Origin of the sequence: Exiguobacterium sp. s145, from assembly GCF_018618835.1 — a bacterium.
GTDB classification, from domain to species: Bacteria; Bacillota; Bacilli; order Exiguobacteriales; family Exiguobacteriaceae; genus Exiguobacterium_A; species Exiguobacterium_A artemiae.
The window spans coordinates 46,293-57,298 of sequence record NZ_JACSMV010000019.1 but is presented as its reverse complement, the minus strand read 5'-3'; the positions used below and the strand labels follow the sequence as shown (position 1 = coordinate 57,298).

General features: G+C 46.9%; 10 protein-coding genes and 1 other annotated feature (1 of these 11 only partly in view). Of the genes, 4 read left to right on the top strand and 6 right to left on the bottom strand.

What is annotated here, in order from left to right; all coding sequences use genetic code 11:
* Positions 1-141: 141 nt before the first annotated feature.
* The 3 genes from KNQ07_RS12990 to tpx all read right to left on the bottom strand — a co-directional run bounded on the left by KNQ07_RS12990 (position 142) and on the right by tpx (position 2,993).
* Positions 142-1,353: an acetate kinase gene (locus KNQ07_RS12990; protein ID WP_012371095.1), complete on the bottom strand. Its 1,212-nt coding sequence runs from the start codon at positions 1,351-1,353 to the stop codon at positions 142-144.
* 120 nt (positions 1,354-1,473) lie between these two features.
* Complete coding sequence (locus KNQ07_RS12985; protein ID WP_012371096.1) at positions 1,474-2,382, bottom strand: class I SAM-dependent methyltransferase; 909 nt, start codon at positions 2,380-2,382, stop codon at positions 1,474-1,476.
* Positions 2,383-2,486: 104 nt separating this feature from the next.
* Positions 2,487-2,993 carry a thiol peroxidase gene (gene tpx, locus KNQ07_RS12980; protein WP_148206690.1) on the bottom strand — a complete coding sequence of 169 codons (507 nt, stop codon included), beginning with the start codon at positions 2,991-2,993 and terminating at the stop codon, positions 2,487-2,489.
* 164 nt (positions 2,994-3,157) lie between these two features.
* Between tpx and KNQ07_RS12975 the strand changes: the two genes are divergently transcribed.
* Positions 3,158-3,973, top strand: coding sequence for an NAD kinase (locus KNQ07_RS12975; RefSeq protein WP_012371098.1), 816 nt, complete (start codon positions 3,158-3,160; stop codon positions 3,971-3,973).
* Between the two features lie 34 nt (positions 3,974-4,007).
* Here the strand turns inward: KNQ07_RS12975 and KNQ07_RS12970 are convergent, their stop codons facing one another.
* A complete protein-coding gene (locus KNQ07_RS12970) occupies positions 4,008-5,567 on the bottom strand; it encodes an amidohydrolase (protein WP_214767138.1) in 1,560 nt (519 codons plus the stop codon).
* Positions 5,568-5,633: 66 nt separating this feature from the next.
* On the bottom strand, positions 5,634-7,340 hold the full coding sequence (ezrA, locus tag KNQ07_RS12965; RefSeq protein WP_214767136.1) for a septation ring formation regulator EzrA: 1,707 nt from the start codon (positions 7,338-7,340) through the stop codon (positions 5,634-5,636).
* 220 nt (positions 7,341-7,560) lie between these two features.
* On the opposite strand from ezrA, the gene KNQ07_RS12960 reads away from it, so the two are divergent.
* The 3 genes from KNQ07_RS12960 (at position 7,561) to KNQ07_RS12950 (ending at position 9,517) form a co-directional block, all read left to right on the top strand.
* Entirely contained in the window at positions 7,561-8,046 is a 486-nt protein-coding gene (locus tag KNQ07_RS12960; protein WP_012371101.1) for a GAF domain-containing protein, read from the top strand.
* A 225-nt stretch (positions 8,047-8,271) separates the two neighbouring features.
* Positions 8,272-8,871 (top strand): 30S ribosomal protein S4, encoded by a 600-nt coding sequence (rpsD, locus tag KNQ07_RS12955; protein ID WP_012371102.1) that lies wholly within the window; start codon positions 8,272-8,274, stop codon positions 8,869-8,871.
* A gap of 118 nt (positions 8,872-8,989) precedes the next feature.
* Positions 8,990-9,517 carry a biotin transporter BioY gene (locus KNQ07_RS12950; protein ID WP_214767134.1) on the top strand — a complete coding sequence of 176 codons (528 nt, stop codon included), beginning with the start codon at positions 8,990-8,992 and terminating at the stop codon, positions 9,515-9,517.
* Between the two features lie 48 nt (positions 9,518-9,565).
* On the opposite strand, the gene tyrS is transcribed toward KNQ07_RS12950, so the two are convergent.
* Entirely contained in the window at positions 9,566-10,813 is a 1,248-nt protein-coding gene (tyrS, locus tag KNQ07_RS12945) for a tyrosine--tRNA ligase (protein WP_012371104.1), read from the bottom strand.
* Between the two features lie 50 nt (positions 10,814-10,863).
* Positions 10,864-11,006: a binding site (T-box leader), on the bottom strand (it continues 59 nt past the right edge of the window).

Here is an 11,006-nt window from a genome sequence, read left to right as displayed (position 1 = left end):
TTTGTGTGGTAACTCTATTCTACACGAGGCCGTTATGGGTTTTTTTTGTGTTTTCAGCTAGGTGTTGCACTTAATATTACAATTCGTCAAACAAAAAACGCCTGAACACAACTTTCGTTGTCATCCAGACGTTTGATTTACTTATGCGTTTTGTTCAACCAATCCACCTACACGAACTGTATCGCGGGCAATCATCAATTCTTCATTCGTTGGAATGATAATGACTTTGACCGGTGAATGCGGATAGTTGATGAATAATTCTTCGCCGCGTGCACCGTTGTTGAGTGATGGATCCCAGTAAACGCCCATGAACTCAAGACCGCGTAAGACACGCTCGCGGATCGAATCCGAGTTTTCACCGACACCTGCTGTAAAGATGATCGCATCGACTCCGTTCATCTCGGCTGCATATTGTCCGATGTAGCCGTGGATCCGGTTCGCAAAGATGCGAAGCGCCATTTCTGAACGGTGATTTCCTTCTTTTGCAGCTGTTTGGACATCACGCAAATCGCTTGAAAGACCAGACAGACCGTAAATACCAGATTCTTTGTTCATGACGTTCAAGACGTCTTCTGCTGTTTTCCCTGTCTTCTCCATTAAGAACGGAATCAGAGCCGGGTCAAGTGAACCAGACCGCGTACCCATTGTAATTCCTTCAAGTGGTGTGAAGCCCATCGTTGTGTCAATCGATTCACCGCCGGCAACGGCTGCGATTGACGCTCCGCTTCCGAGGTGACATGAGATCAGACGCAAGTCTTGTAACGGACGGCCGAGCAGTTCAGAGGCACGTTCTGTGACGTACTTATGGCTTGTTCCGTGGAAACCGTATTTGCGGATGCCGTACTCTGTATAGTACTCATACGGCAGACTGTAAAGGAAGTTTTCTTCCGGCATTGTTTGGTGGAACGCTGTATCGAAGACTGCGACTTGCGGTACGTTTGGCAAGATCGCTTGGAATGCGCGAATCCCGATCAAGTTTGGTGGAATGTGCAACGGACCGAGCTCCGTGTACGATTCGATATCTTGCATGACGTCTTCTGTAATGATGACAGAGTCCGCGTATTTTTCCTTCCCGTGTAAGACACGGTGTCCGACACCTTTAATCTCATCATATGATGAGATGATGCCGAATTCCATCAGCTTCTCAAGTGACAATTCAACTGCTTCTTTATGTGTTGCAAGTGGAAGAACGTCTGTGAATTTCTGTCCTTCTCCGTATTTAATCGTAAAGATGGCATCGTCTTTTCCGACGCGCTCTACTAAACCGACTGCAATCATCGTTTCGTTCGGCATCTCAAGTAACTGGAACTTCAGTGACGAACTACCGGCGTTTACTGCCATAATCTTTGCCATGATTTATTTCCCCTTTTCCATTCAAATCGATCGACATTCACATCTGTATGAGTCTTGCTCTTTTTCTGTTCTACACTAGAATAGTCAAATTAACGACAGATTTCAATCACTTTGCGCATTTCATTTTAATTCTGTGTTAATCCATTCATCAATCTGTTTCACCATTCCGCCAAACGCACGGGCATCCGTAAACGACGGTAACTCGGCCAGTAATGCTTGTTTCGGCATCGTCATGCCCGCCAAGTGGTTCCGGACTATCAGATAACTTTTAGCCGCTTGCTCCTGTTTAAACATCGTCAATGGTAATTGGAGGATTCCGACGACATGTGCTTTCGTTTCGAAATACTGCTTCAGTTTACCTTCTGTATCATGTTGAAAAAGTCCATTCGGAATGACGAACACACCAAACCCACCCGGCTTGACATAATTCATCGCTTGTTCAATCAACAGGAAGTGACTGTAACTCATGCCTTCGTCCCGTTTTAAAACGTACGTTTCTGAAACTTCCTCATCCGGATAGTAGCCAATCGGCAAGTCTGCCATCGCCAAATCGACCGGATCAAGTAGGAGCGGACGTAATGCATCCTGATGCGTATAGTTGACCGGATAATCCATTAATTCCGAAACCGATGCCGATAATCGAATCAACGTTTCATCCACTTCGACGGCTTCGGCAACCGTATCTTTTGGAAGTTGACTGAGGACAGCATGCAACATGCCGCCGGTTCCGCTGCCGAGATCAAGTAAACGGACATCCTCCTTCTTGATTAATTTCCCGATTAAATAACCCGCAAACAATGCAACGCTGTCCGGTGTCGGCAAATGATTCGGTTGCGCTTGTTTCATTCCTTCAAGAATTGCGAGGGAAACCGCTTTGCGGACTGTTTCCGGTTCCACGTTTTCCGTATGCCGCTCATTTAAGCGGTCAATGACTTCCGTTAATCCTTCAAGATAAGGCATGTCCAAATCACGTTCTAACTTACGTGCTTGTTGCGTCAGTTCTTTATATAATTTTTCTAACGATTCCATATGTTTCCCACCCTTTCCAAAACGAAACGGCCCCCGCACTTCTTGGGAGCCGTTTTTTCTCATTACTTTCATTGTAGCGGTTTTACGCCGTTTGTAAACTATTCTTACTTCGTTGCTTTTGCGCCTTTAGCAGCTGCAAGTGCCGAATCGAAATCAACTTCGTTCGTTGACTCTTCTAAATATTCCGCGTAGACGACTTCATTTGACGCATCGATGACGAATACGGAACGGGCGAGCAAACGAAGTTCTTCGATTGCTACTCCGTATTGTGTACCGAATGAAAGATCGCGGTGGTCGGACAGTGTGACGACGTTATCGAGGCCGCTTGCTGCACACCAGCGACGTTGTGCAAACGGTAAGTCGTTTGAAATCGTCAAGACCGTCACACCTTCGATCGCTGCTGCCTCTTCGTTGAATTTACGTGTTTGGGCATCACAGACACCTGTATCGATTGACGGCACGACACTGATGATGCGGACTCCTTCATACGTATCGCGTGTCACCGGTGAAAGGTCGTTTGCTAGAACCTCAAAATCCGGTGCCTCTTGTCCGATTTCAACAGGTGTTCCGATTAATGTGATTGCGTTGCCTTTAAATGTTGCCATGTAAATTCCCCATTTCCCAATAGATTCATATGTCGTTTTCCATTCTACTATAAAAATACTGCCACGATAACACAAGATTTCTGCCCGTGCTTTAAGCTATCAGTACCGATTTTTGTCAAAGACAGGTATAATGAAAGAGTTCATGAAACGCTTTCAAGGGGGAATTGACCATGGCTCGAAACAATGTCTACCTGTATTACCGTAATAAACAAAGACACGAGACGCAGGTACGTAAACTGATTGAAGTAGGAAATCGGTATGGATTGAACGTCGTCCAGGATCACAAACAAGCCAACATCATTGTCTCTGTCGGCGGAGACGGTGCCTTTCTTCAGGCGGCCCGCTTCACGGGATTCCGGGAAGATGCCATTTATGTCGGGTTTGGTGAAGGACAAAATTCATTTTACTGTGATTTCGACATCAACGATCTGTCTTCAGTCGAAGCGATTTTCAAAGAAACCGGCAGCCGCGCTTCAGAAGGCGAAATTGAAGTCCGCCGCTATCCGTTGCTTGAAGCTTCGATCAACGGTGGTCCAGCCATGCTGTGTCTGAACGAGTGTTCCGTTAAATCGAGCATCATCAAGTCACTGGCAATCGAAGTTTACATTGACGGTTTCCTGTTTGAGACATTCCGCGGGGACGGTATGGTCATCTCGACACCAACCGGCTCAACGGCGTACAACAAATCATTGTCAGGTGCCATCGTCGATCCATTGATCCATTGTCTGCAAGTCAGTGAGATTGCGTCCGTCAACAACAACCGTTACCGGACACTCGGTTCAGCGTTCCTCTTAAACCGCGGTCGGAAATTGTCTTTACGTATCATCGAAGACGGCAACGACTATCCGATCATCGGAATGGATAATGAGGCGCTCAGCTTAAAACGGACAGATTCTGTCGATATTCAATTATCGGAAAAAGAACTGAAGACCGTTAAATTAACGAATAATACATTTTGGCATAAAATCCAACGTTCTTTCTTATAAAATAAAAAAACTGCCGATTGGCAGTTTTTTTATTTTAATTCATGACCGGTGCCGACTCAAAGACTGTTTTACCTGCTTGAACAGTTTCCAGCAAGCGGTTGTGCAAAACAGCTTCCCCGCGTAACGTATAAAAATCCTGTTCGAAAATGACGAAGTCCGCGTCGTAACCCGGAAGCAACATTCCTTTTCGTCCGTGGGTGTCCGTCGCGATATGCGGATTTTTCGTAAACAATAATAACGCTTCATACATCGACAAAACTTCATTCGTTTTATTGATGTTCCCTGCTGTTCGGGTCGTCGCGGCATACAAGGCCCGCCGGACATCCGGATTCGAGATCGGCGCATCCGATCCGCCACATAGAAGCGCTCCCGTTTCCCCCAGTGACTTCAATCGATAAGCCCAATCGAGACGGTTCAGACCAAGACGTTCCTGCGCAAAATCTGCATCATCGAGCAGGAAGACAGGTTGGACGTCAATCAAGACCGGCAATTTACGAATCCGTGCCAATAGTTCCGGACGGACGACCGTCGCATGAATGATACGGTCCCGTGTTCCTTTTGGCGCCGGATATTTTTCGAGGACGGCGACAAAACGTTCGACCGCCAAATCGCCGATGACATGTGCCGCCACCGTGAAGCCGTAACTCCGGGCCCGTTTGACGAGTTGTTCCAATTGTTCCGGCGAATGGACTTCGATGCCGCGTGTCGTCGCATCATCCGAGTATCCTCTGCCAAGCAGTGCTGTTCGTCCGCCAAGCGCTCCGTCAACAAAAAGTTTCATTGCGCCGGTCGACAGGGTCGATGGCAACACGGGATTCATCTGAATGAGTTGATCGATGACTAAATGATGAACAAGCAGATGGGCATGGAAGCCTGTTTCTTCCGTCACCTCCCGGTATGCCTGCAGGACTTCTTCTAAATCACCGTGATACGCTAAATCTTCCGTATGCGCAGCAATAATTCCGTGACGGTACAAGTCTTTGATTGCCGACCGCAACGAGGATTTATTCCGCTCGACCGATCCGGATTGTAAGGCGTACAGCGGTTCAATCGCTGCATCGTAAAGGAATCCGTCTGCTTCTCCTGATTCAAGTAATCCGATTTTCCCGCCTTCGACGACAGTTGAGGCTTTATACCCCAGCTGTTTGAATAACACATCATTAACGAGGACTGTATGCCGATCCGTCCGCTTTAAGAGCGCTGGTTCTGTCGGGAACAGTTGGTTTAACCATGCTTTCGTCGGCGCCCGGTCAAGCTTCGTTTCATCGTACCCTTCCGCCACATGTAACCCGTTGATTGCCTCTGCCTCAACAAATGCTTTTCCTAATTCCTCAAGTGTCGCATAGTTTGATGCATCGACCCGCCCGATCGCTTCTCCGTATCCGATTAAATGAATGTGCGCATCCGTGAAGGCCGGGTAAACAGCTTTCCCGTTCAGGTCAACGATTGACAGAATCCGTCTTCCGAACCGTCGGCGTAACTTTCCTTCTTCCCCCATTGCAATGATACGCGTTCCTTCAACGAACATCGCCGAATGAATGTCTGTTTCATGCGACATCGTTCGAATGATTCCGTTCACATACAGTTTCCCCATCTCAATCGCTCCTTTTTTTACAAAAACAGGGTGACCTGGACGGCCACCCTGAATTGTCAGTGATGATTATGCATGCATCGTTTCCGGTTGACCGCATGCTTTTCGAATACGTTCAATCGAATTAGGATCAAACTGTTGTAACACTTGTTCCCCTAACGCAATCGTCCGTTCATAGTCTCCTGCAAGGAACTTCGTCTCAGCAATCGTCAACGACATATGTATCTCGTTATCTTGTCGACGGAATCGATTGGCGTATTGGACGAGTCGCTCTGCATACGTGACTTCGAATACTACTTTATCTATCCGTTCTTGCAATGTTTTAAACGTTCCGTTGACATCTTCACTTTGCGAAACGATGTAATGGACGTTAAACGGTAACTCTTCCAACCGCATCTCAAGTGTCTGCAGTGAACGGCTTGATGCCTGCAAAGCCTCTTCGACGTCTGCCGGAATTTTCGGGAGACCGAGTCGTTTTAAGCGTAATCGGATGGTCGATAACAGTTGACGCCACTCGGCAACACGTTGACGGACTTCCGTTTCTTCCTTCCGTAATGCCTGCAGTTCAACAGCGAACCGTTCATATTGAAGCATCAGCTGTTCTTCCAAACGGACCGCATCCCGCATTTGATCTTCAAGCATGCTGAAAGGAATGATCCGGCTCGCAATCGATTCATCTAAATCTTTTGCTGCTCCGAACAACATTTCTTCATCGCGCTGAATCGATTCGTAATGTTCCCCTAAATCTGCTGAAATCTCGTAATTCTCACGGAGCTTGCTGAATTCCTGCGCCAGTTGATGGACCTTTTCCCGCATCCGTAATGCTTTTTGTTTCAATGATTGATTTTCTTTTTTGACATGATGTCTTGCATCGACTTCCCGCCGGAATGTATCGTACATTTGATCGATATCCGAAGCGAGTTGTTGCACCTGCTCTTCAAGTCCCGCGATTTCCAGGAATTCGAGTTTTTTGACGAGGCTCAGACGTTGTTCTTCAAACCGTTTGATATCCGACTGCATTCCGAGAGGTTCAAGCGGATAACCGTCAAGCGTCATTTCTTTGTATCCGGCACTGAGCTGGTCAATCCGTTGACGTAATTCATGCGCAAGTGTCTTCCATTGTTGCGGAATCACTTCGACGAGTTGGCGTGTTTCTTCTACTTTTGCTTCCAGTAACAGACTGGTCTCATAAGCTTTCGTCACTTCGCCCGCCTCTTCAAAGGCAACCATCTCGACGCGTAACCGGTCGATTTGTTCCGCCTGCTCTTCTAAATTAGGTAATGCAGGTCCGAATGACGTCGCCTGCAACAACAGCGATTTACGAACTTGGCTCGAATTTGTTTCGCCTTGCGCCTTGAGTTCCGCCAAGACCGACTGATTCGTTTTGAATGTTGACATCTCTGCCAGCATTTCATCAATTAATCCTTCCAGTTCGGCAATTAATTGTTCTGTCACTTCCAGATCATTTTTGACCGCAACAAACCGGTAACGATCCAATCCTTCTTCCGCTCGATATAATGTCTCGTCGATTTGTGCGACGTGGACTGTCACGAGTTCCTCCCATGCTTGATGCCAGGAAGTGAATTTCGTCTCCGTCTCACCCGCCATCGGGAGTTCCTTCAGTTCTTGCAACTCCTTCGGAATCGACGCGCTGATGATTCCTTGTTTCCGAAGATCAAGTTCATCGATTTTCGTATAATATTTTTTCCGACTGACCATGCTGAACAGCATGACGAGTAATACGATGACGATGACGCCAATCACCCATGCCCACATTTGCTACGACCTCCACCCTATCAAGCGACTTTATATTTTGAGAAATTCGCTTTAATCTTATCCTTATAATAGTATAGCGCAACCGATTTGCATAGATTTACTCGGGCTTTTACTAATTTCTTCCGGATTTTTAAGTCGGAATTCCTGAAATCAATTGTTTGTCAGTCGCGGGAAAACCCGATAAGATGAATGAAATATGATTTTTCAGGAGGAATTCTATATGTTTGAGACAACGACTTATGATGGCGATCGTACAAAACAATACGAGATGTTGAATAAACAGCTTGATGCTTTGCTGACGGGAGAAACAAACCAGATTGCCAATCTGTCAAATGCAAGTGCACTCCTCGGTCAATTTCTCGACCGAACAAACTGGGTCGGTTTTTATCTGATGGATCAAGAACAAAACGAATTGGTGCTCGGACCATTCCAAGGATTACCGGCATGTGTCCGGATTCCGCTTGGTCGTGGCGTTTGCGGTACAGCGGCACAAGATCAGACGACACAACTCGTCATGGATGTTCATGCGTTCCCGGGACACATCGCCTGTGACGCGGCCACGAATTCGGAAATCGTCGTCCCGTTGATTAAAGACGGAAAAACGATTGGTGTCCTCGATATCGACAGTCCTGAACTCAGCCGTTTCGATGAGACGGATCAAGCCGGTCTCGAAGCATTCAGCGAAATTCTTCTTCGTCATATTTGATTGACAGCACGAATCAGCAGACGTATACTTGTAAAAGTGCAGAAATGATAACGATAGCGGTCAAATCGCTTGCGTATCACATTTCATGACTCGGCTTTGCCGGAGGGGCATCGTGTAACTTTGCTATCAAGCGAGGGTGCCACATCATGAAATGGGCGTAACGTGGGTTTGATGGCGTTATTATTTTTATGCAAATAATAACGAACACTAAGGAGGAGTCTTATTATGGCTCGCTATACAGGTCCAGCTTGGAAACTTTCACGTCGTCTCGGTATCTCACTTACTGAAACAGGAAAAGAAATCGCAAAACGTCCGTACGCTCCAGGACAACACGGTAACAGCCGTCGTAAAATGTCTGAGTACGGTCTTCAACTTCAAGCGAAGCAAACGCTTCGTCACATGTACGGAGTAAACGAACGCCAATTCAACCGTATCTTCAACGATGCTGGCAAAATGCCTGGTATCCACGGTGAGAACTTCATGTTCTTACTTGAAGCACGTCTTGACAACGTCGTTTACCGTATGGGTATGGCTCGTACACGTCGTGCTGCTCGTCAGCTCGTCAACCACGGTCACATCCAAGTTGATGGCGCTCGCGTCGACATCCCGTCGTTCCGCGTGAAACCAGGTCAAACGATCTCAGTTCGCGAAAAATCGAAGAACTTTGTCGTTATCAAAGAAGCACTCGAAGTTGCACCAGCAACTAAAGACTTCGTTACTTTCGATGCTGAGAAGCTCGAAGGAACGTTCGTCCGTCTTCCAGAGCGTTCTGAATTGAACGATCAAATCCAAGAACAACTCGTCGTTGAGTACTACTCACGTTAATCAGTTGTTTCAAGCATCCACTCCGGTGGGTGCTTTTTTTATGTTTCCCTTTTGCTTTTTTTGTGTTAACCTTTATTTTATATTGGTTAACACAAAAACATAGAGGACGTGTCATCTTATGAAAACAAAAGATCTTACATTTATTGCGTTAGGTGCTGCCATCATTTCTGCGGTCAGTCTGTTGCCGCAACTTCAACTCGTCGGTCCTGTGCCCATCACACTGCAAATGCTGGCCATCATGACGGTCAGCGCCATTCTCGGCGCGAAACGCGGCGGACTGGCTGTCTTGATTTTCTTATTGCTTGCCGCTGCCGGTCTCCCGTTGCTCGGTGGAAAAGGAGGACTTGCCCCGTTCGTCGGTCCGACTGTCGGTTATCTGATTGCTTTTCCGATTGCCGGTTTCTTCATCGGTCTGGTCGCTGAAAAGACCCGCCGTTTCCTGCCGTTGTTCATCGGGATGATTGTGTTTGGACTTGGTCTTGTCTATGTCCTTGGTACATTCGGATTAATGCTGGTTCTCCACCTTTCCTTCATGGATGCCCTGGTCATCAACACACCGTTTATTTTGGGAGATGTCCTGAAAGCATTGCTTGCAACGACAATCGCGGTTCGACTGCTTCCGCTCCGGTTGTTCCGTGTCGCTTAAACAAAAAAACAACGCTGACGAAATCGTCAGCGTTGTTTTTCATTCTATTTAAGCATGTTCAAGCACGAAGTATTTCTTTTTCCCGCGGCGGATAATTGTAAAATCACCGATCGCATCTTGTTTTGTGATCTCTTTTGTTAATTCTTGTTCACGATCTCCATTGATGTAAATCGCACCGTTCGTTACATCTTCACGTGCTTGACGTTTTGACGGGCTGATTTTGGCTTCAACAAGGATATCGACCAGATTGGTTGCTTCACCGAGTGTGAAACGCGGCATGCCTTTAAAGGCATCGGCAATATCTTCTGCTTTCAACGATTTGATTTCCCCGCTGAAAAGTGCTTTTGTAATGCGTTCCGATTGTTCAAGCGCCTCTGCTCCGTGAACAAGAACCGTCATCTCTTCAGCCAACCGGCGTTGCGCGACGCGTTTTTCCGGTGCCGTTTCGACTTCCTGTTGGAGTGCGTTGATTTCGTCAGGTGTCAGGAACGTAAAGTATTTTAAGAACTTGATGACATCGAGATCGTCGACGTTGAACCAGAACTGGTAAAATTCGTACGGCGTCGTTTTATCGGCATCGAGCCAGACTGCTCCGCCGGCTGTTTTCCCGAACTTTTGTCCATCCGATTTTGTCACAAGCGGTACGGTAATCCCGAATGCCTTTTGATCGTGACCGACACGGCGGATCAATTCCATTCCAGCTGTGATGTTCCCCCACTGGTCACTTCCGCCGACCTGCAGGCGGCATCCTTCATTTTCATACAGCTTCAGGAAATCGAATGACTGAAGCAACATGTAAGAAAACTCCGTGAATGAAATCCCATTTTGCAGACGCGAGTCAACGGAATCTTTCGCGAGCATGTAGCTGATCGGGAAATGTTTTCCGATATCACGTAAGAAATCAATGATCGTCAAATCCTTTGTCCAGTCAAGATTGTTCGCAATCGTCACCGGATTTTCACCATCAAGCGGTAAAAAGCGGGATAACTGCCCTTTAATCCGGTTAGCAAATTCTTCAACGATATCTGATGTATTCAATGAGCGTTCCGTCGAACGACCGCTTGGATCCCCGATCATCCCTGTCGCTCCGCCAACTAATCCAATCGCATGATGTCCTGCTTCCTGGAAGCGTCGTAAGACAAGAATCGGCAGTAAATGTCCGATGTGGAGCGAATCAGCTGTCGGATCGAATCCTGTGTAAAGTGTCGTCGGACTGGAAAGTAACTCCTTAATTCCTTCTTCATCCGTCATCTGGCTGATCAATCCGCGAAACTCTAAATCTTCAAGTAACGTCATCTGTCTTCCCCCTAAAATAGTCTAAAAAAAAACCGTCCCCTCGTCTGAAACGAAGGGACGGAATATTCCGTGGTACCACCCTAATTGCATGAAAATCATGCCACTTAGATTGCCGATAACGGGGCAGTCCGCTTGATTTCTCAAGAAGCTCCTGGAAGCGTAATTCATGAAGCGCTATGTCCTAGTTCGCAGC